The 19,398-nt window shown below is 74.7% G+C and carries 19 protein-coding genes and 1 tRNA gene; 11 read left to right on the top strand and 9 right to left on the bottom strand.

All coding sequences use genetic code 11. The annotated features are described in order from the left end of the window. The first annotated feature begins 5 nt into the window (after positions 1 to 5). On the top strand, positions 6 to 608 hold the full coding sequence (locus NFS20_RS08745) for a hypothetical protein (RefSeq protein ID WP_251151396.1): 603 nt from the start codon (positions 6 to 8) through the stop codon (positions 606 to 608). A 558-nt stretch (positions 609 to 1,166) separates the two neighbouring features. Here NFS20_RS08745 and NFS20_RS08750 read toward each other — a convergent pair. Further along, positions 1,167 to 1,910: an MBL fold metallo-hydrolase gene (locus tag NFS20_RS08750; protein ID WP_251151397.1), complete on the bottom strand. Its 744-nt coding sequence runs from the start codon at positions 1,908 to 1,910 to the stop codon at positions 1,167 to 1,169. A 212-nt stretch (positions 1,911 to 2,122) separates the two neighbouring features. Between NFS20_RS08750 and NFS20_RS08755 the strand changes: the two genes are divergently transcribed. From NFS20_RS08755 to NFS20_RS08765, 3 genes are all read left to right on the top strand, one after another. Beyond that, on the top strand, positions 2,123 to 3,604 hold the full coding sequence (locus tag NFS20_RS08755; RefSeq protein ID WP_285821114.1) for an MFS transporter: 1,482 nt from the start codon (positions 2,123 to 2,125) through the stop codon (positions 3,602 to 3,604). A gap of 81 nt (positions 3,605 to 3,685) precedes the next feature. Beyond that, positions 3,686 to 4,456 (top strand): response regulator transcription factor, encoded by a 771-nt coding sequence (locus NFS20_RS08760; protein WP_285821115.1) that lies wholly within the window; start codon positions 3,686 to 3,688, stop codon positions 4,454 to 4,456. After that, positions 4,449 to 6,005 (top strand): sensor histidine kinase, encoded by a 1,557-nt coding sequence (locus tag NFS20_RS08765; RefSeq protein WP_251151399.1) that lies wholly within the window; start codon positions 4,449 to 4,451, stop codon positions 6,003 to 6,005. The genes NFS20_RS08760 and NFS20_RS08765 overlap by 8 nt, the downstream gene beginning before the upstream one ends. A gap of 50 nt (positions 6,006 to 6,055) precedes the next feature. On the opposite strand, the gene NFS20_RS08770 is transcribed toward NFS20_RS08765, so the two are convergent. Further along, positions 6,056 to 7,426, bottom strand: coding sequence for a sensor histidine kinase (locus tag NFS20_RS08770; protein WP_251151400.1), 1,371 nt, complete (start codon positions 7,424 to 7,426; stop codon positions 6,056 to 6,058). A 25-nt stretch (positions 7,427 to 7,451) separates the two neighbouring features. After that, positions 7,452 to 8,141, bottom strand: a complete 690-nt coding sequence (locus NFS20_RS08775; protein WP_251151401.1) for a response regulator transcription factor — start codon at positions 8,139 to 8,141, stop codon at positions 7,452 to 7,454. 122 nt (positions 8,142 to 8,263) lie between these two features. Here NFS20_RS08775 and NFS20_RS08780 point away from each other — a divergent pair, with 122 nt between their 5' ends. Genes NFS20_RS08780 through NFS20_RS08790 form a run of 3 tightly spaced genes read left to right on the top strand, consistent with a single transcriptional unit; the run spans position 8,264 to position 11,368 of the window. After that, complete coding sequence (locus tag NFS20_RS08780; protein WP_251151402.1) at positions 8,264 to 9,529, top strand: LolA family protein; 1,266 nt, start codon at positions 8,264 to 8,266, stop codon at positions 9,527 to 9,529. Further along, positions 9,526 to 10,503, top strand: coding sequence for an ABC transporter ATP-binding protein (locus NFS20_RS08785; protein WP_251151403.1), 978 nt, complete (start codon positions 9,526 to 9,528; stop codon positions 10,501 to 10,503). Before NFS20_RS08780 ends, NFS20_RS08785 begins: the two co-directional genes overlap by 4 nt. Next, entirely contained in the window at positions 10,490 to 11,368 is an 879-nt protein-coding gene (locus NFS20_RS08790; protein ID WP_251151404.1) for a DUF2705 family protein, read from the top strand. Before NFS20_RS08785 ends, NFS20_RS08790 begins: the two co-directional genes overlap by 14 nt. A 120-nt stretch (positions 11,369 to 11,488) precedes the next feature. Here the strand turns inward: NFS20_RS08790 and NFS20_RS08795 are convergent, their stop codons facing one another. From NFS20_RS08795 to NFS20_RS22155, 3 genes are all read right to left on the bottom strand, one after another. Continuing rightward, the gene (locus NFS20_RS08795) at positions 11,489 to 12,751 is read right to left on the bottom strand and encodes an RtcB family protein (protein ID WP_502800797.1); all 1,263 of its coding nucleotides are present in this window, start codon (positions 12,749 to 12,751) and stop codon (positions 11,489 to 11,491) included. Positions 12,752 to 12,777: 26 nt separating this feature from the next. Further along, positions 12,778 to 12,851, bottom strand: a tRNA-Ala gene (locus NFS20_RS08800). A gap of 220 nt (positions 12,852 to 13,071) precedes the next feature. After that, complete coding sequence (locus NFS20_RS22155) at positions 13,072 to 13,203, bottom strand: hypothetical protein (protein ID WP_285821116.1); 132 nt, start codon at positions 13,201 to 13,203, stop codon at positions 13,072 to 13,074. A 262-nt stretch (positions 13,204 to 13,465) separates the two neighbouring features. On the opposite strand from NFS20_RS22155, the gene NFS20_RS08805 reads away from it, so the two are divergent. Further along, a complete protein-coding gene (locus NFS20_RS08805; RefSeq protein ID WP_251151405.1) occupies positions 13,466 to 14,608 on the top strand; it encodes a glutathione-independent formaldehyde dehydrogenase in 1,143 nt (380 codons plus the stop codon). A 60-nt stretch (positions 14,609 to 14,668) separates the two neighbouring features. Here NFS20_RS08805 and NFS20_RS08810 read toward each other — a convergent pair whose 3' ends face one another. Further along, positions 14,669 to 15,061 (bottom strand): DoxX family protein, encoded by a 393-nt coding sequence (locus NFS20_RS08810; protein WP_251151406.1) that lies wholly within the window; start codon positions 15,059 to 15,061, stop codon positions 14,669 to 14,671. A 211-nt stretch (positions 15,062 to 15,272) separates the two neighbouring features. Between NFS20_RS08810 and NFS20_RS08815 the strand changes: the two genes are divergently transcribed. The 3 genes from NFS20_RS08815 to NFS20_RS08825 all read left to right on the top strand — a co-directional run bounded on the left by NFS20_RS08815 (position 15,273) and on the right by NFS20_RS08825 (position 17,749). Then, positions 15,273 to 16,100: a metal-dependent hydrolase gene (locus NFS20_RS08815; protein WP_251151407.1), complete on the top strand. Its 828-nt coding sequence runs from the start codon at positions 15,273 to 15,275 to the stop codon at positions 16,098 to 16,100. Between the two features lie 266 nt (positions 16,101 to 16,366). After that, on the top strand, positions 16,367 to 17,299 hold the full coding sequence (locus NFS20_RS08820) for a serine protein kinase RIO (protein ID WP_251151408.1): 933 nt from the start codon (positions 16,367 to 16,369) through the stop codon (positions 17,297 to 17,299). Between the two features lie 51 nt (positions 17,300 to 17,350). After that, a complete protein-coding gene (locus NFS20_RS08825; protein WP_251151409.1) occupies positions 17,351 to 17,749 on the top strand; it encodes a DUF6841 family protein in 399 nt (132 codons plus the stop codon). A gap of 10 nt (positions 17,750 to 17,759) precedes the next feature. Here the strand turns inward: NFS20_RS08825 and NFS20_RS08830 are convergent, their stop codons facing one another. Both NFS20_RS08830 and NFS20_RS08835 read right to left on the bottom strand, forming a co-directional pair. Continuing rightward, positions 17,760 to 18,752 carry a hypothetical protein gene (locus NFS20_RS08830; RefSeq protein ID WP_251151410.1) on the bottom strand — a complete coding sequence of 331 codons (993 nt, stop codon included), beginning with the start codon at positions 18,750 to 18,752 and terminating at the stop codon, positions 17,760 to 17,762. Next, positions 18,749 to 19,324: a hypothetical protein gene (locus tag NFS20_RS08835; RefSeq protein WP_251151411.1), complete on the bottom strand. Its 576-nt coding sequence runs from the start codon at positions 19,322 to 19,324 to the stop codon at positions 18,749 to 18,751. The genes NFS20_RS08830 and NFS20_RS08835 overlap by 4 nt, the downstream gene beginning before the upstream one ends. Positions 19,325 to 19,398: the final 74 nt, after the last annotated feature.

The raw sequence follows: 19,398 nt of genomic DNA on the forward strand, positions 1-19,398 counted from the left end.
GTGGCATGACCCATCTCGAGGACCTCAAGCTCGGGCACCTGGAGCTGACGGCGATCGACCGCTCCGTGCAGGCGGCGGAGCGCTCCGTCCAGGTGCTCCAGCGACGCATCGCCGAGCGCGAGGCACGCGTCGACGACGCCTGGGCGCATCGGCCGCCTGTGACCGCGGTGCGCGAGCGTCAGCAGCTGCAGCACTGGTGCGACACGCAGGACCGGGTGACCGCGCTGCTGCAGCGCGACCTGGACGCCGCGCGGGTGGAGCTCGCTGCCCGACTGAACCGCTACCCGTGGTCCCCGGCGGCCGACGTCGTCGTGATCGGCGGGGGCGGGCGCCGGCCGGTGCAGGTCGCCCCGAGCGGGGCGTTCGCGTTCTACGTCTCCCCCGCATCGGCGTGGCAGCGCGTCCCGGTCGTGCAGGTTGCGCACCAGCGGGGCACACCCGCCCGGTGGAGCCCGACCACGGCGACGTACCCGGCCCGGTCGCTCGCCCTGCTGGACCGCCCGCGGCTCTACGTCGATGCGCCGCTTGGCTACGGCCTGGACGAGGCCGATACCGCGGCCGCGGTGGAGTTCGCGCGCGAGGTGCTCGCCGCCGACCGCACCTGGTGACCTCGGGCGCCAGCTGACGCTCGACCCCAGACGCCGCTCGGAACCGTGCTGGTCCGGGCGGCGTTCGCGTGCGCGACGGCGCGCACCCTTGGACCCCCGGAGTGCATGGGCGCACGCGAACGACCCGCGAAGCACCGTGGCGCGGAGGACGCTCGGGCGCCAGCCTCGCTAGGCTCGCCGACTGGCGAACGTCGAGCTGCGACGGCAATCGCCCCGCGTGAGGAGTTGGACACGCCCGGGACGCCTCGGCGACTTTCTGGCGTCATTCCGCGAGAAATGCACCGCCCGGGCCGTGCGCCCCTTGTGCGCCCATCACGTGCGCCCCTAGGCTCACGGCGCTCTCAAAGTGGACCACTGCGGACCACAACGGCGCACACTGATCGGCAGTATTCCGCCGATCGCGGCGTTTCTGCAGGTCAGCAGAGGGGGCGTCAAGTTGTTCAAGTCCCCCTCCGGACACTCGTTGAGACAGCGACGACGGAGCGGGTCCAGGGAAACCTGGGCCCGCTTCGTCGTTCCGCCGTCGGCAAGCGAGCTGCCCGCCGACGGCGCTCTCGCTCAGTGCGGCCCGACCTCCCGTGCCCGCTCGACGGCGGTCCCGACCCCCTCGGTCCACGGATTCCCGTGACCCGGCAGGAGCGTCGTCGCGCCGGTCTCGACGAGGCGGTCCAGGGACGCGAGCGCCTGGGCGCTGTCGGCCGTCGCCGCACCCGCGATGATCTGCGGCCCCCGCGTGCCGGTGTAGGGGTCGAGCGTGACGAGCGCGTCGCCCGTGAGGAGGACGTCGCGCTCGGGCAGGTGCAGCGCGCAGTGCCCGGCCGTGTGGCCAGGGCTGAAGACGACGCGGGGCGAGCCCGGCACGGGAAGCGTCGCGCCGGGCTCCGCGTGCCGCAGTCCCCGCACGCCGGGCACCCGGAGGGCACCTGCCGCCGCCATGGACGCGAGGATGCGCACGGCCGCCGGGTAGCGCAGCGGGTAGAGCGCGCGGACGTTCTCGTGCGCGTACCGGTACGGGTGGGCGGCGATCTCGGCGTCGTCCTCGTGGAGCCAGATCGGCACACCGAGCCTCGACCGCGCCCTCGCGGCCGAGCCGGTGTGGTCGAAGTGGGCGTGCGTGAGGACGACGCCTGCCACGTCGGACGGGCGGTGCCCCAGCTCTCGCAGCGCGTGCCCGAGCAGGTCCCACGTCGCCGGGAGGCCCGTGTCCACGACGAGGACCCGGCCGTCGTCGTCGGCGACGAGATAGACGTTGACGTAGGCGTGCTCCAGCCGGTGCACACGGTCCGCGACCTCGGTCAGCACGGCCCCTCCTCGTCGTCCGTCGACAGGTTCCGCTCACCGTAGGCAGGGAGGCGGCGCGCTCGCGCGCTGCGACCTTGGTCACGATCGGGGTCCGGAGGTGGAGCGCTTCCCGAGACGCTTGCTTGAATGTTCGACCGTCCGCGCGGGGTGCCCGCTCCGGACGCTCGCGCCCCCGGTCCTGACGGGCGCCCACCTCTCCCTGATTGCGTGCTGTGCCTCACCCTGCCCTGAAGCTGCCCCGTCCCGCTCTCGATCGACCACCCTCACCGACGACCCCCGACCGGTCTCCCTGGCGCGCGCTGCGTCACCGGTCGATGCGCTGGTGGTCCGGCGCGAACCTCGTGTCGAACGCGGGCGCCTGGATGCAGCTCACCGTCCAGAACCTGCTCGTCCTGCAGATCACCGGGTCGGCGGCCGTCACCGGCCTCTCGCTCGCCGTCCAGGCCGCCCCCGCGCTGCTCCTCGGTGTCGCGGGCGGCGCCGTCGTCGACCGGTGGCCGCGCAAGCTGACAGCCGCCCTCAGCCAGGCGGTGCTCGGTGTCGTCGCGCTGACGACGGCAGGGCTCGTCGCGCTCGACCTGCTCACCCTGCCCGTCCTCCTCACCCTCGCCGCCGTCACCGGCCTCGTCGCGACCGTCGACGGACCGGCGACCGCCCTCCTCGGCAACGACCTCGTCCCCGTCGAGGACGTCCCGTCGGCCATCGGGATCGGCTCGGTGGTGCACAGCGCCGGCCGGCTCGTCGGCGTCGCGCTCGCGGGCGGCGCCGTCGCGCTCGCCGGACCGGCCGTCGCCTACCTCGCGAACGGCACGGCCCTTCTCGGCGTGGCGCTCGTCGTGCCGTTCCTCGTCCTGCACCCCGACGCCGGGCGGGCCGGCACGTCGGCGCCTGCCGAGGTGGACGTGCCGACCGCAGGACCGGTCGTCGGACCGGTCGTCGGACCGGCTCCGGTCGTGCGCTCGGCACCCGGCGACGAGGACCGCGGGGCCGTGCCCTACTTCTTCGGTCGACCCCGGCTCGTGGCGCTCCTGGTCGTCACGGCCGTGAGCGCCGTCCTCGGCCGCAACTACACCCTCACGCTCGCCGTCCTCGTCACGGGGGCGCTCGCGGGCGGCGCGCAGGAGTTCGGCACGGTGTCCACCGTGCTCGCCGTCGGCGGGATCCTCGGAGCCGTGCTCGCCGGACGGCTCCGTCGACCGACGGTGCACCTGGTCGCCCTGCTCGCCGCCGTGGGCGCGCTCCTCCAGGTCGTCGCCGGCCTCGCCCCGACCCTGACGGTCCTCCTGCTCGTGGTCGGGCCGATGGCCGTGGTCGAGTCGATCTCGGACACCGCCGGGACCACCGTCCTGCAGACCGACCCGCCGTCGCACCTGCGGGGGCGGGTGCTCGGGGTCTGGCGCACCGCCAGCACCACGTGGGGCCTCGCCGGGCCTCCGCTGCTCGGGCTGCTCCTGGAGATCTTGGGGGCACGCGGTGCGCTGGTGGCCGGCGGGCTCGTCGTCGTCGGCGTGGTCGGCGCAGGTGCGCTGCACCGGCGGCTGCGCCGGTCCCGGCGCACGACCGCGGAGCGTCCCGCAGCCGGACGTGCGCCTGAGCCGGGAGCCGGGCGTGCATCTGAGCCGGACGCCGGGCGTGCACCCGAGCCGGAGCCGCACGTCGACCGCGCACCGGAGCCCGCACTCGTCCCGGCCTGATCCGTCCCGCGTCGCGTCACGCACAGCGAGCGCACAGTCGCGCCACAGGCGGTCCGTGGCCGACCGCGAGACGCTGGAACCATGCCCGCCGCACCGCTCCCGAGCCAGCCCGCCGACCGTCCCCGCCTGACCCGGCCGGACGGCTCGCCCGTGCGCGTCCTCGTGGTCGACGACGAGCCCAACCTCGCCGAGCTCCTCACCTCCGCGCTGCGGTACGAGGGCTGGGACGTCTCGACGGCGCTCGACGGCCACACCGCGGTCCGCACGGCACGGGAGACCGGGCCCGACGTCGTCGTGCTCGACGTCATGCTCCCGGACATGGACGGCCTCACCGTGCTGCGGCGCCTGCGCGAGCGCGACACCGACGTGCCCGTCCTGTTCCTCACCGCGCGCGACGCCGTCGAGGACCGGGTCGCGGGGCTCACCGCGGGCGGCGACGACTACGTGACGAAGCCGTTCAGCCTCGAGGAGGTCGTCGCCCGGCTGCGCGGGCTCCTGCGCCGGGGCGGCGCGTCCGCGCAGCGCGAGGACGCGGTCCTCGTCGTGGGCGACCTCGAGCTCGACGAGGACGCCCACGAGGTGCGGCGCGCGGGCGAGGAGGTCCGCCTGACGGCGACCGAGTTCGAGCTCCTGCGGTTCCTCATGCGCAACCCGCGGCGCGTGCTGTCCAAGGCGCAGATCCTCGACCGTGTCTGGAACTACGACTTCGGCGGGCAGGCGAACATCGTCGAGCTCTACGTCTCCTACCTGCGGCGCAAGATCGACAAGGGCCGCGACCCCATGATCCACACGCTGCGTGGCGTCGGCTACGTGCTCAAGCCGGCCGCGACGACGGACGACGCGCGTGGGTGAGGCCGGGACCGCGTCCCCGGCGACCCGGCCCCGGGCGACGACGCTGCGGCGACGGCTCGTCGTGGTGCTCCTGGGCGTGCTGCTGCTGGTCACGGCGGCGCTCGCCACGGCGTCGGCGCTCGCGCTGCGCGGTCAGCTCGTCGACGAGCTCGACCAGTCGCTCGTCGAGGCGAGCCGGCGCGAGGCGGAGCCGCCGCGTGCGGACCGTCCACCCGGCGCGGACGTGCCGGCAGATCTCCCGGACGACCCCGGCGCCGGCGACGACCCCGCCCGGTTCCCGTTCGGCGTCGGGCCGGGGACCGTCGTCGTGCGCACCGACGGCGGCACCGTCGCGCTGGCCGGCTACGTCACCACGACCGGGTCGTTCGTCCAGCTCGACGAGGCGCAGGTCGCAGCGCTCACCTCCGTCCCCGTCGACGGGGAGCCGCACGACGTCGACGTCCCCGACCTCGGCGGGTACCGCGCCGTCGCGACCACGCGAGAGGACGGGGTCGGCAGCGTCGTCGCGCAGAGCACCGCCGACGTCGACGCCACCGTGCAGCAGTACGTCCTCGTCGAGGTGGCGCTCGGTGTCGTCGGGCTCGTCGGCGCGGCGGTGCTCGGGACCTGGCTGGTGCGCCGGTCGTTGCGCCCGCTCGACGACGTCGCCGCCGCCGCGGGCCGCGTCTCCGAGCTCGAGCTCGCGCGCGGCGAGATCGACGCGATCCCGCGGGTTCCCGGCGACCTCACCGACGAGCGCACCGAGGTCGGGCAGGTCGGCGCCGCCCTCAACCGCATGCTGGAGAACGTCGAGACGTCGCTCGTCGCGCGGCACGAGTCGGAGACGCAGGTGCGCCGGTTCGTCGCCGACGCGAGCCACGAGCTGCGGACGCCCCTCGCGTCCATCCGCGGCTACGCCGAGCTCGTGCGCCGCTCCCCCGACGTCGTGCCCCCGGACACGTCCCGCGCGCTCGACCGCATCGAGTCCGAGGCCGTGCGCATGACCGGTCTCGTCGAGGACCTGCTCCTCCTCGCGCGGCTCGACGCCGGGCGCCCGCTCGACCGCGAGCCGGTCGACCTGGCGGCGCTCGCCGTCGACGCCGTCACCGACGCGCACGCGGCCGGCCCGGGCCACGACTGGGGGCTCGAGCTGCCGGGCACCGACGACGGCGGCGACGAGGCGGACGTCGACCTCGTCGTGACGGGCGACGAGGCGAGCCTGCGGCAGGTGCTCGCGAACCTGCTCGCCAACGCCCGCACGCACACGCCGCCGGGCACCCGGGTCGACGTGCGCGTGCGCGACGAGGGCGACGCCGTCGTCGTCGAGGTCGCCGACGCCGGCCCGGGCATCGCGCCCGAGCTGCGGCCCGTGCTCTTCCGCCGCTTCGCGCGCGGCGACGACGCGCGCAACCGCACCGGCGGGTCGACGGGCCTCGGGCTCGCGATCGTCGACGCGATCGTCGCGGCGCACGGCGGGACGATCACCGTCACGTCGAGCACCGCCGACGAACCGGGCTCGGCGGGCACGACGCTCGCGGTGCGCCTGCCCCGGTCCCGGCAGCGGTACTGACGCGCCGTCGGCGTCGGCGGGCTCCGGAACCCGCACGCGTCGCGCCGGGATCAGGCCCGCGACATCGTCACCTCGGCGCGCAGGCCACCGAGCGGGGACTCTCCCAGCACCACGTCGTCACCGTGCTCGCGGGCGGTCTCGCGCGCGATCGCCAGCCCGAGGCCGGTGCCGCCCGCGTCGCGCTCGCGCGCCTCGTCGAGCCGGGTGAAGCGCTCGAAGACGCGTTCGCGGTCCGCCGCGTCGATGCCCGGTCCGTCGTCGTCGACGACGAGGCTGCCCGGCGCCGCCGTCACCCGGACGCTCGACGTGGCGTGCCGGACGGCGTTGTCGACCAGGTTGCGCAGGATCCGGGCGACGGCGGCCCGGTCGCCCCGGGCGACGGCCGCGCCCCGCACGACGACCGTCACCGCGACGGGAGGGCGCCCGTGCTCCCCCGGCGGCCGCTCCCCCGAGACGGCGACGACCTCGCGCGCGAGCGCCCCGAGGTCGACGTCCTCGTCGACGACGGGCAGCGCGCCGAGCCGCGCGAGGACCAGGAGGTCGTCGACGAGCGCCTGCAGCCGACGCACCTCGTCCTCGAGCTCGACCGCGAGCTCGTTCCCGGGGTACGCCGCGGGGTGCAGCCGCGCGACCTCGATGCTCGCGCGCAGCGCCGCCACGGGCGAGCGCAGCTCGTGCGCCGCGTCGGCGACGAACGACCGCTGCCGTGCGGCGGCCGCCTGGAGGCTGTCGAGCATCGCGTTCAGCGTGCGGGCGAGCGCACCGAGCTCGTCGTCGGCCCGCGGGACGGGCAGCGCGCCCGGTCCCCCGGACCGGGCGATGGCGTCGGCGCCCCGGCGCAGCTCCTCCACGGGAGACAGCGCCCGCCCGAGCACCGTCCAGATCACCCCCGCCGCCACGAGCGTGAGCAGCGGGACGACGACGGCGAGCGACACGCGCAGCGCCCGGACCACCCCCTCCACCTCCCGCAGCGGCATGCTCGCCACGGCGGTGGTCCCCTCCGGCCCCGCGACGGGTGCCACCGCGACCCGCGCCGCGGCGTCGTAGGCGCTGCGGTCCGTGCCGACCACGCGCACGTCGTCGGCGGCCTCGGCCTCGGCGCGCAGTCCCGCGACCTCGTCGGCCGGCAGGACGGGGAGGGTCCGGCTCGCCGACGCCGAGGACGCCAGGACGTCGCCCGACGGCCCGAGGAGCTGCACGACCTCTCCCGGCTCGGAGACCGGCAGGACGTCCGGGACCTGGTCGCTCGCCGCGAGCCGGGCGACCAGGAGCGCACGCCCGCGTGCGATGTCGTCCAGCGCGGCGACGCGGCCTCCCGACACCACCGAGGAGAGGGCGAGCGCGCCGACCACGAGCGCGGCCGCGAGGAGCACCGACGCCAGGACGGTGAGCCGGGCACGCAACGACCACGTGGTCCGCACGGCCGTCACCGGTCCCCGGGACCGGTCACGGCGCGACGGGACCGGGTCCGGCGGTCGTGCCGACCGCCACCAGGCGGTAGCCGGCGCCGCGCACCGTCTCGATGGCCGCCTGACCGAACTTGCGCCGCAGGTAGCCGACGTAGACCTCGACGACGTTGAGCCCGTCCCCGGCCGCGTCCCAGACGTGGTCGCGCAGCTCGCCCTTGCTCAGGACCTGTCCCGGCCGGCGCATGAAGTACTCGAGGAGCGCGAACTCGCGCGCCGTGGTCACGACCTCGTAGCCGCGCTGGGTCACGACGCGCGTCGCCGGGTCCAGGGAGAGCTCGCCGACCGTGAGCACGGCCGGCCGCGGCGCAGGTCCACGCCGCACGAGGGCCCGCACCCGCGCGACGAGCTCGACGAAGGAGAACGGCTTCGTGAGGTAGTCGTCCGCGCCGAGGTCCAGGCCGTCGGCGATGTCGTACTCGCCGTCCTTGGCGCTGAGGATCAGCACGGGCGTCCAGACCTGCCGCTCGCGGAGACGGGCGACCACGTCGTACCCGTTCAGGCCGGGCAGCATGATGTCGACGAGGACGGCGTCGAACTCGCCGGAGGCGGCGAGCTCGAGCCCTCGCCGCCCGTCGAGCGCGACGTCCACGGCGAACCCCTCGGCCAGCAGGCCGCGGCGCAGCGCCCGGGCGACACCCCGCTCGTCCTCGACCACCAGTACCCGCACGTCGACAGCATGGCACCCGTGGCGCGAGCACGGCACCCGTGGCGCGGCTCCCGCGCGCCGGGGGGCAGCGGGGGCGGCCCCTTCTCAGCGTGGCCTCAGGTGCCGTGTGCGACGGTGTCGTCATGGCTGCCGAACCCGTCTCCTCGTCCCCGTCCGAGCCCGTCCGCGGACCGTCGCGCCGCGCACGCTGGGCGGTACCGGTCGTGGTCGCCGCGGTCGTCGCCGGCGCGTTCGCCGCACCCGCGCTCGTGGCCTCCGCCGACTCCGACCTCCCCGAGCTCACCCCGGCCGAGCTGCTGGCGAAGGTCGCGGAGGCCGAGCCGGTCCCGCTGTCCGGGACGGTGGTCCACACCGCACGGCTGGGGCTGCCCGACCTGCCGCTCGAGGAGCTGCAGGGCGCGAGCCCGCTCGACCTGCTGGGCGGCAGCTCGACCGTGCGGCTGTGGTCCGACGGCGAGGGTCGCTCGCGCGCCGCGCTGCTCGGCGACCTGTCCGAGTTCTCCGTGGTGCGGGACGGTCCGGAGGCCTGGACGTACTCGAGCCGCGACGACGAGGTCGTGCACTACACGGTCGCGCCGGACGACCTCGCGGCGTACGAAGAGCTCGACGAGGCCGCCCGCACGGGCACCGCACCCGACGTCGCAGGCGACCTGCCGACCCCGGCGCAGGCGGCGGACGCGCTGGTCGCCTACGCGGCGCTCTCGACCGACGTGACGGTCGGCACGGCCACCCAGGTCGCGGGACGCGACGCCTACCAGCTCGGCCTCGTGCCGCGCACCGACGGCACCCTCGTGGAGCGGGTCCTCGTCGCGGTCGACGCGGAGACGTCCACACCGCTGCGGGTCCAGGTCTGGAGCACGCAGGACACGCAGACTCCCGCGCTGGAGATCGGCTTCACCGACGTGTCCTTCACGACCCCGGACGAGGCCGTCTTCGACTTCGCGGCGCCCGCCGGGGCGTCCACGAGCGAGGTCGAGGTCCCGCTGCCCGACCCGGCCGACCACGCGACGCCGGGGCCCGAGGCGCTGACGGCGGCGCCCGAGGGCGTCTCGGTGAGCGGCACGGGCTGGGAGACGGTCGTGTCGGTGGACGGCGTCGACGTCGCCGGCCTGCTCGCCGGGGACCCCGCCTCGGCGGCTGCGCTCCCCGGGGTCGAGCGCAGCTTCGGCTCCGCCGGTGCCGAGGACCTCTACGGCGAGCTCGTCGGGGAGGACGGGACCGCCCCCGGCCTGCCGGAGATCGACGCCGCAGCGCTCTACGAGCAGCTGACCGAGGAGGTCCCCGAGGGCCGGCTGATCTCCTCGGCGCTGCTTTCCGTGCTCGTGACCGACGACGGCCGCGTCCTCGTCGGGGCCGTGCCCGCCGAGGTGCTGCGCGACCTCGCATGACGAGCACGACGAGCACGACGAGCGCTGCCGGCACGCAGCACCCCGCCGTGCGCACCCGCGGCCTGACCAAGCGCTTCCGCTCCGGTCAGGTCGCGGTGGACGGGGTCGACCTCGAGGTGCCGCGCGGCGCCGTCTACGGCTTCCTCGGGCCGAACGGCTCCGGGAAGACGACGACGTTGCGCATGGTGCTGGGGCTGGTCGCGCCCACCTCGGGCACGGCCACGCTTCTCGGGGAGCCGATGCCCGCCGCGGGGCCGCGCGTCCTGCCCCGGGTCGGCGCGCTCGTCGAGGGGCCCGGGTTCCACCCCTACCTGTCCGGGCGCGCGAACCTCGACCGGCTCGACGCCGTGGACGCGACCGCCGACCCCCGGACCCGGGACCGCCGGGCCGGAGCCGCACTCGACCGGGTGGGGCTCACGGCGGCGGCCCGCAAGCCGTTCCGCCAGTACTCCCTCGGGATGAAGCAGCGTCTCGGGCTGGCCGCGGCCCTGCTGCGACCGCGCGAGCTGCTCGTCCTCGACGAGCCGACGAACGGTCTGGACCCGCAGGGCACGCGCGAGGTGCGGCACCTCCTGCGCGATCTGGCCGACACCGGCACGACGGTCCTCGTGTCGTCGCACCTCCTGGGAGAGGTCGAGCAGGTGTGCACGCACGTGGGCGTCATGAGCCGCGGGCGGCTCCTCGTGCAGGGACCGCCCCAGGAGCTCGCCGCCGACGGCGAGGCGACGGTCGTCGTCACCACCACGCGTGCCTGCGTCGAGGGCGCGTCACGGCTCCTCGGCGACCTCGGCCTGGTCGACGTGCAGGCCGAGGGGACCGCGTTGTCCGCACGCCTGGGCATGGTCGCGCCGGAGAAGATCTCGGCCGCGATGGTCGGCGCCGGGCTCGACCTCGTCGGGCTCGAGGTCCGCCGGCCGAGCCTGGAGAACCTGTTCGTCGAGCTGACCGGGGAGGGCTTCGATGTCGCTCGCTGAGCTGGAGACCGGCGCAGGGCCGGCGACCCCGCCCACCCGCACCCGCGGCGCCTTCACGAGGCTGCTGGGCAGCGAGATCCGCCTGGTCCTGGGCCGGCGTCGCAACGTCGTCCTGCTCGTCGGGCTCGCCCTCGTGCCCGTGCTGATCGGCACCGTGGTGTTCGTGACCCAGGACACCGCGGTGGGTGCCGGAGGACCGCCGTTCCTCGACCGGGTGACCGGCAACGGCCTGTTCCTCGTGCTCACCGCGCTCGTCGCGTGCCTGCCCCTGCTGCTGCCGCTGGTCGTGGGCATCGTCGCGGGTGACGCCGTCGCCGGCGAGGCGCAGGCCGGCACGCTGCGCTACCTCCTGCTGGTCCCCGTGCCCCGCACCAGGCTCCTCGCCGCGAAGGCGCTCGCCGTGCTCGTCTTCGCGGCGTGCACGGTCGTCGCGATCGCCCTCTCCGGGCTCGTCACCGGCGCGGCGTACTTCGGGGTCGGCGACGTGACGCTGCTGTCGGGCGACACGGTCTCCACCGCCGAGGGCGTGGCGCGCACCGCGGGCATCGTCGCGTACGTCGGGCTGTCGCTCACCGGACTGGTCGCGGTGGGGCTGTTCTTCTCGACGCTGACCGAGGTCCCGGTCGCGGCGATGGCGGCGACAGTCGTCGTCGCGATCGTGTCCGGCGTCCTCGACGCCCTCCCGCAGCTGTCCGCCGTGCACGGCGCGCTCCTCACCCATCACTGGCTGGACGTCGGCGAGCTGCTGCGCGCGGAGATCGACGTCGGCGTGCTCGGCGGGGGCCTCGCCGTCCAGGCGGCGTGGGCGGCGGTCTTCGGCGCGCTCGCCTGGAGCCGCTTCACGACGGCGGACGTGTCGTCCTGAGGCCACGACCCGGTACGGCCGAGGTGGCGAGGAGCGAGAAGCACAGCGGCGACGGCACGACGGACGCCGTCGGCGCCGGGAGGTCCCGATGCCGACGGCGTCCGCGTGGTGACCCCCGAGTCAGCCCTTGACGCAGAGCAGCGTCGTGAGTCGCGCGACGACCTCGACGAGGTCGGACTGCGCCGCGACGACCGCGTCGAGGTCCTTGTACGCGCCGGGGATCTCGTCGAGCACCCCGGAGTCCTTGCGGCACTCCACGCCCGCCGTCTGCACCGCGAGGTCGTCGAGCGTGAAGGTCTTCTTCGCCTTCGTCCGCGACATCCGGCGACCGGCGCCGTGCGACGCCGACCAGTACGACTCCGGGTTCCCGAGGCCGCGCACGATGTACGAGCCGGTGCCCATCGACCCCGGGATGAGCCCGAGGTCACCCGCGCCGGCACGGATGGCGCCCTTGCGGGTGACGACGAGCTCCTGGCCGTCGACGTGCTCGACCGCGACGTAGTTGTGATGGACGTTGACCGCCTCCTCGAACGTCACGTCCCGGTCGGGGAACGAGGCACGGACCGCGTCGACGACGAGCGTCATCATCACCGCGCGAGACCGCGCCGCGTACTCCTGGGCCCACCAGAGATCGGCGAGGTACGCGTCCATCTCGGGCGTGCCGCCGAGGAAGACCGCGAGCTCGCGGTCGACCAGTCCCTGGTTGTGCTCGAGCCGCTTGGCGATCGCCACGTGCTGCTCGGCGAGCGTCTTGCCGATGTTGCGGGAGCCCGAGTGGAGCTGGAGCCAGACACGCCCCTCGGTGTCCGAGCACAGCTCGGCAAAGTGGTTGCCTGAGCCAAGCGTTCCGAGCTGACGACGGGCCCGGACCTCCAGGTCGGAGACCCTGCCGTGGAGGCGGCCGAACCGCGACCAGAACGCCTCGGCGCCGCGCGCGACCTCGGCGGGACCGCTCCCGGAGATGGACCGCAGCCGTCGGGGGTCGATCGGCTGGTCGTGCGCGTGGAACCCGACGGGGACGGCCGCCTCGATGCGCGAGCGGACCGCGCGCAGGTCGTCCGGCAGGTCCTCCACGGTGAGCGAGGTGCGCACGCCGATCATGCCGCAGCCGATGTCGACGCCGACCGCGTTGGGCGAGACCGCATCGCGCATCGCGATGACGGAGCCGACGGTCGCGCCCTTCCCGAGGTGGACGTCGGGCATGACGCGCACGCCCTCGACCCAGGGCAGCGCGGCGATGTTGCGCAGCTGCTGGAGCGCGGCGCTCTCGACCTCGTGCTCGTGCGCCCACATCAGGGTGGGCGCCTTCGCGCCGGACAGCGGGACGGGGAACGCGTGGGCCTCGGTGCTCACGGTGACGACCTCCTCGGGTCTTCTTCCCATGGTGCCCGCCGGGTGGCGGGACGGGGTGCGCGCGGAGGGGATCGAACCCTCGACGCCCGACCCGCGAGGGGCCGGCGCTCTTCCGCTGAGCTACGTGCGCTGGTGCCCTTTACGTCGGGCAGACGTCGTGACGAAAGGACCACGAAGAAGCGCACCGCCCACCGTCATGCATTCACCACGGCCGCGCGGACGATGCACGCACGGCGCCGGCAAGAATGACGATGAATGGTCGCGGGAATGCAGCACCGACCGATGGTCGGCGCATGAAAAAGGCCACCCCGGGAAATTCTCCGGAGCGGCCCGTCGTGTCGACGCGAGGGTCAGACGACGGAGCCGCCGGAGGGCTCGAGAACATCCGTGGAGCAGCACTTTCGCGGCGCGCTCGACAGGCCGAGCTCGTGCTCGTCCCGCAGCACGGGACGACGCGAGTCGTACCGGTGGAATGCTCGCACGGCGCTGCTCCTCTCTCGTCGATCTCCGCACCCGAAGGCACGGCTGTGGGTGGACCGAGGAATACCGTACGGCATTGACCGGAAGAGCACAACCCATTTGTGGAAGGTGGTCGTTAAAGATGTCGGGAGCGCAATTCGCGTGCCCGCGGTCGCGTCACCGTCCCGGTCGCCGCCCCACGTGCGAGCACCCTCTCGCCTGCACACGATGGCGGTGCCGGGCTCGAGCACACGGGTCCGCACGCCTGACAGCCAGGAGGTCGCCATGCGCGCCGTCGTCTACCGCGGGCCGAAGCAGGTCGAGGTCACCGAGGTCCCCGACGCCAGGATCGAGAAGCCGACGGACGCCCTCGTCCGGATCACGACCACCAACATCTGCGGTTCCGACCTGCACATGTACGAGGGCCGGACCGCCGTCGAGGAGGGCAAGGTCCTGGGCCACGAGAACATGGGGATCGTCGAGGAGGTGGGCGACGCCGTCGACCGGGTCCGGGTGGGCGACCGCGTCTCGGTCCCGTTCAACATCGCGTGCGGCACGTGCCGCAACTGCATCGCCGGCTGGACCTCGTTCTGCCTCCGCACCAACCCCACGGAGGGCATGGACGGCGCCGCCTACGGCTACGCCAACATGGGCCCCTACGACGGCGGCCAGGCCGAGGTGCTGCGCGTGCCGTACGCGGACTTCAACCTGCTCGAGCTTCCCGAGGGCACGGACCACGAGAACGACTTCACGATGCTCTCCGACATCTTCCCGACGGGGTGGCACGGCACCGAGCTCGCGGGGGTGTCGCCCGGCGACGACGTCGCGGTCTTCGGCGGAGGCCCGGTCGGGCTCATGGCCGCGCACAGCGCGCTGATCCGCGGGGCCGCACGCGTGTTCGTGGTCGACAAGGAGCCCGACCGCCTGCGGCTCGCCGAGTCGATCGGCGCCCAGGGCGTCGACTTCTCCCGCGGCGACCCCGTCGAGCAGATCATGGACGCCACGCTCGGGCGCGGCGTCGACAGCGGCGTCGAGGCCGTGGGATACCAGGCCCACGACCCGTCCGGCGAGGAGCACCCCGAGCTCGTGCTCGACAACCTCGTGCAGGTCGTGCGCTCGACCGGGGGCATCGGCGTCGTGGGCGTCTACGTGCCCCAGGACCCGGGCGCGCAGGACGAGGGCGCGAAGCAGGGCCGCATCGGGTGGGACTACGGCACGTTCTTCACCAAGGGCCAGCACATGGGCACCGGCCAGGCGCCGGTCATGCGGTACAACCGCCAGCTGCGCGACCTCGTCGTGGCGGGCCGGGCACGGCCGTCGTTCATCGTGTCGCACGAGCTGGGACTCGACGAGGCGGCGGACGGCTACGCGCGCTTCGACGCGCGCGAGGACGGCTGGACCAAGGTGCTGCTCAAGCCCGGCGCCTGACGGACCGTCCAGCCGGTCCCGTCCGGCGCGCGGCCCCCGCCTCGCGGCGAGGGCCGCCGTCTACCCGACAGGGCCGGGACCCTGGTCCCGCGCGACGGAGACCGCCCAGGCGACGAGCGGGACCTGGAGCGGGAGCCGACCCCACGCCACGGCCGGTCGCCGAGCCCACGCGCGCGCGCCGCGGCGCGAGTCGAGCGCCATCTTCACGTTGCCCGGGAACACCCCCACGAGGAGGGCGGCGCTCGCCGCTCCCCCGAGCCGGCGCGTCGACGGCAGCGCGAGCGCGACGGCGCACGCGAGCTCGGCCGCACCACTCCCCACGACCCACGCCCTCGGGGAGCCGAGACCCTCCGGGATCAGCGGCTCGAAGACCTGCGGTCGGACGAGGTGCAGCACGCCCGACGACCCGAGGAGGGTGGCGAGGCCGACGGCGGAGAGGGTTCGAGGGCGCACCGGTCGAGGCTACGGCGGGCGTGGCCCAGGTGCTCGGCGAGGTCTCGCCGTGTGCTGGCAGCGTCGCCGATCCGCGCTTGGCACACTTTTCTCGCGGTCTCGGATCAGGCAGCGCCGGTGTCAGGGACCGCCGGTAGGGTTCGGACGTTCCGGACAGACCTCCCGACGCCGACGGACGGGGCGGGACCGACCACGAGGAGACCGCCTCACCATGATGGGTGCCAACCATGCCGCCACGGGAGCCGCAGCCTGGATCGCCGTGACGTCGACGGCCCCGTTCGCCCTCGGCCTGCACCCGGTGTCGTCGGTGGGGGTCATGACCGGCGCGGTGGTGTGCGCCGGAGCCGCGCTCCTGCCGGACGCGGACCACCACAACGGCACCTTCGCCCACTCCCTGCCGCCCGTCAGCGAGTGGGTCTCCGACGCCGTCGAGGCCGTCTCCGGAGGGCATCGGCAGGGCACGCACTCGTTCCTCGGCATCGCGGTGTTCACGGCGCTCGCCTGGGCTGCAGGGCTCCTGACGGTCGAGACCGAGTCGTTCGGCACCGTGTACGTCGGTGGTGGCGTCCTCGCCGTCCTGCTCGTCGCTCTGGCCCTCAAGGCCCTCAAGCTCACGCGCCGCGGCAAGCTCGCGCCGTGGCTCACGTCGCTCACCGTCGCCGCGCTCGTCGCCCTCTTCTCGCCCGAGGAGTGGAACTGGCTCCCCGTCGCCGTCGGCCTCGGCGTGACCGTGCACATCCTCGGCGACGTGCTCACGACGAACGGCGCCCCGCTGCTGTGGCCCGTGAAGCTGCGCTCGCCGCGCTGGGTGCGGCGCTCGCTCCTCGTGGACGACGTCTGGCGACCCGGGGGCAGCTTCGCCGTCCCGCTCCTCGGCGACACGGGCTCGGTGCGCGAATGGCTGCTCGCGACGGCGGTCGGGCTCTACGCCGTGGTCGGGTTCACGTGGTCGGCGCTCGACCAGATGGGCTTCGACACGCTCGGGACGTGGGAGCGGCTCGTCACGGTGATCGGCAGCGCGGTGGCCGTCGCCTTCTGACGGCAGGCGGCGGCAGGCGGCGGCAGGTGAACGACACGTCGACGGCGGGAAAAGACGTTGCCGCACCCCACCCGGCGATGGCACGGTCTGACCAGCCGCCCGCGTCGTCGGGCACCGGAGGACGGAGGTACGCCATGAGCTGGACGAGCCAGTCCCGCGTGTCCACCACCCCCGGGAGCGCCGCGCGCCGCTGAGCCGGCCGCCGTCCGCCCGCGCCGTACCGGCGCCGGGCCGGCACCGAGCGCTCCTCGCCCGAAGGAGCCACCGTGCCCGAGCACGACCTGTCCGACCCGTACCCGTACCTGCCCCCGACGTTCGCGCGCGACCCGCGCACTCCCCCGCCGCGGCGCCTGCGCCGCACGGACCGCCCTGACGATGCCGGCGAGTCCCTCGGCGTGCTGGACGCCGCGCTCGACCCCGATCAGCGGTGGTCGACGTGGCACGCCGTGGAGAAGGGCCAGCGCGGTCCCGAGCCGTACCCGCCGTGGCTCGTGACGGCCGACGCCGCCGTCGACACGGACCTCGGCGTCCTCAAGACCGGCAAGGAGGCGGACGTCTACCTCGTCGAGCGCGCCGTCCCCGGCGACCCGGCCCGGCGGTCGCTGCTCGCCGCGAAGCGCTACCGCGACCTCGACCACCGGGCCTTCCGGCGCGACACCCTGTACACCGAGGACCGGAGCGTGCGGCGCACCCGAGACCGACGCGCCCTCGACCGCAAGTCCTCCTACGGGCGCCAGGTCGCGGCGGGCCAGTGGGCTGCGGCCGAGTTCGCGGCGCTGGCCGAGCTGTGGACTGCCGGCGTGCCTGTCCCCTACCCGGTGCAGATCGACGGGAACGAGATCCTCATGGAGTTCGTCGGGACGAGCGACGGCGACGCGCACGAGGCCGCACCGCGGCTCGCCCGCACGCGGCCGGACGCCGACGTGCTCGTCTCGTGGTGGGACCAGCTGCGCGACGCGATGGCCGTCATGGCGCGCCTCGGCTACGCGCACGGCGACCTGTCCCCCTACAACGTGCTCGCCGACGACGACCGCCTGGTCCTCATCGACCTCCCGCAGGTCGTGGACCTCGTCGCGAACCCGTTCGGCACCGAGCTCCTCCTGCGCGACTGCCGGACCATGACCGCCTGGTTCCGCTCCCGTGGTCTCGACGCCGACGCGGACGAGCTGTTCGCCGACCTCCTCGCCCAGGCGTGGTGACTTCCGCGCGCGCCCGCGCCGTGCGGCCGCGCGCAGGGTAGAAACGAGGACATGGAGTCCTACGACAGCGACGACGTCCAGGCGTTCCTCACCACGTTCGGGGTGGCGGTGAGCACGGGCGACCTCGACGCGATCGCGGAGGCGTACGCCTTCCCCGCGCTCACCGTGCGGCAGGGCTCGTCCGAGATCGTCCCCGACCCCGACACGGTGCGGGACGCCGCCCGGGACGCCGCTCGCGGTCACCGCGAGCGCGGGCTGGTGGCCGCCGCCCCGTACCTCGACGACGTCGAGGAGGTCGGCGACGCACTCCTGTGGGCGCGCGTGCGCTGGAGCTACCGGGACGAGAACGCGAACGAGAAGGAGTCGCGCACCGTGCGCTACCTGCTGCGCCGGGCCCGGGACGGGTTCGAGGTGTGCGTCGTCGTCCCGGAGGCGCCCGACGGCGCGTGAGCCGCGGCTCTCAGCAGCCGCCGTCGGGCGCGACCGGCCCCTGCCGCGGCGCCCCGCCCTGCGGGTCCGGCGGGAGGTAGTCCAGGCGCACCCCGGCCGTGACCGGCACGGCGAGCACCGCGGAGTCGCCGGCCGCGCGCGACCAGTCGCGGGGGACGAGGAAGTAGGTCCCGCCCGCCTGCTGCACGAGGACGAGCCCGTCGTACCGGTACCGGAAGGCGGCACCCTCCGGAGCGCAGACCAGCGGTTCCACGCCGGGTGCCACGAGCCGCAGGTCCGTCGTGCTGCGCACCACGACGCCGGGGTACCCGGCGAGCTCCGCCTCGAACTGACGGCCGCGGCTCTCCCCGATGTCCGCCGAGTAGTTCGCGACCGCCCAGAAGAGCGAGACGGCCACGAGGGTGAACACCGCCGCCCACTCGGTGAGGCGTGCGGCGACGGACGGTGGACGCCACTCCGGGCGGGAACGACGGAGCTCGTCGCGCCACCTCCGGACGACGGCGACCAGGACCAGGAGGCCGAGCGCGAGGCAGAGCGGCGCGACCCAGGACGGGACGCCGTCCGCGAGCCCTCGTCCCGGCCAGACGGCCTGGAAGAGCCCGAACCCGACGAGGACCGTTCCGACCACGCCGACGCCGAGGAGCACGCGCGGGTGCGGGCGCCGCTCGCCCGCGCGGACCGAGCCGCCGCGCACCCAGAGCGCGACGAGGACGACGACCGCCACCACCGCGAGGGGCAGGAGGAAGCCGTCCTGGGCGAGCACCAGGTAGTCCGTCGACGTGAGCTGGAGGGACGTGACGTCGACACCGAAGTACTGGTAGAAGAACATGGCGCGCTGTCGGCCGAAGAAGTAGAGCAGCGCGGTGAGCAGTCCCGCAGGGGCCACGACCTCCGTGGCGATCCGCGCGAGGCGCGGCACGTCGGTGCTCGGGTCGGCGTCCTCCGGTGGCCGGGCGTCGGCCGGGCGGTCAGCACCGCGGGGTGCCGGAGGACCCTCGGTCACGGCCCGTCGCCCGTCGTGCCGCCCCCGGCGTCGGTACCGCTCGGGTCGCCGCCGGTGCCGGTCGTCGTGCTCGTCGTGCTCGTCGTACCGGGGTCCGTGGCGCCGGGCTCCGTGCTGCCGGGGTCCGTGCTGCCGGGGTCCGTGGTGGTCGCACTGCAGTCGGCCAGGAGGACGACGGTCGACCACCGCTCGACCGTGAGGTCCTCGCGCCACGCCGGGTCGGAGCCGTCGTAGAGGCAGCCGGGCCCGGCGTCGGAGGGGTCCGAGACGACGGTCACGCACAGCTCCCCACCACAGCTCGCCGTCATCTCGTCGAGGAACGTCGCACGCACCTCGGCGAAGTCGATGCCGATCTGCTGCGCGGCGGTCCCCATCCTGACGGGCGAGCCGCCGGAGGCTCCGCCCTGCGCCGGGGGCGCTGCGCCGTCGGTCGCCGTCCCGGCGTCCGGTGCGGGCTGCTCGCCGTCCCAGCTGCACGCCGCGCCCGCGCACACGACCCCGGCCGTCAGCAGCACGGCGGTGACATGACGCGGGGACCGGCGTCGTCCGCCCTGTCCTGTCTCCGTCGACATGGCCCGGTCCTTCCCGTGGTCCTCCTACGTGGAGGGAGCAGCCGCTCGGAACGCGTGATACCGGACGTCCCCGG

The organism is Cellulosimicrobium sp. Marseille-Q4280 (assembly GCF_943181405.1).
Taxonomy (GTDB): domain Bacteria; phylum Actinomycetota; class Actinomycetes; order Actinomycetales; family Cellulomonadaceae; genus Cellulosimicrobium.

Coding starts and splice junctions, on each gene's coding strand:
- NFS20_RS08745 (WP_251151396.1), top strand. CDS start 6: ATGACCCATCTCGAGGACCTCAAGCTCGGGCACCTGGAGCTGACGGCG.
- NFS20_RS08760 (WP_285821115.1), top strand. CDS start 3,686: ATGCCCGCCGCACCGCTCCCGAGCCAGCCCGCCGACCGTCCCCGCCTG.
- NFS20_RS08780 (WP_251151402.1), top strand. CDS start 8,264: ATGGCTGCCGAACCCGTCTCCTCGTCCCCGTCCGAGCCCGTCCGCGGA.
- NFS20_RS08785 (WP_251151403.1), top strand. CDS start 9,526: ATGACGAGCACGACGAGCACGACGAGCGCTGCCGGCACGCAGCACCCC.
- NFS20_RS08790 (WP_251151404.1), top strand. CDS start 10,490: ATGTCGCTCGCTGAGCTGGAGACCGGCGCAGGGCCGGCGACCCCGCCC.
- NFS20_RS08795 (WP_502800797.1), bottom strand. CDS start 12,751: ATGGGAAGAAGACCCGAGGAGGTCGTCACCGTGAGCACCGAGGCCCAC.
- NFS20_RS08805 (WP_251151405.1), top strand. CDS start 13,466: ATGCGCGCCGTCGTCTACCGCGGGCCGAAGCAGGTCGAGGTCACCGAG.
- NFS20_RS08815 (WP_251151407.1), top strand. CDS start 15,273: ATGATGGGTGCCAACCATGCCGCCACGGGAGCCGCAGCCTGGATCGCC.
- NFS20_RS08825 (WP_251151409.1), top strand. CDS start 17,351: ATGGAGTCCTACGACAGCGACGACGTCCAGGCGTTCCTCACCACGTTC.
- NFS20_RS08835 (WP_251151411.1), bottom strand. CDS start 19,324: ATGTCGACGGAGACAGGACAGGGCGGACGACGCCGGTCCCCGCGTCAT.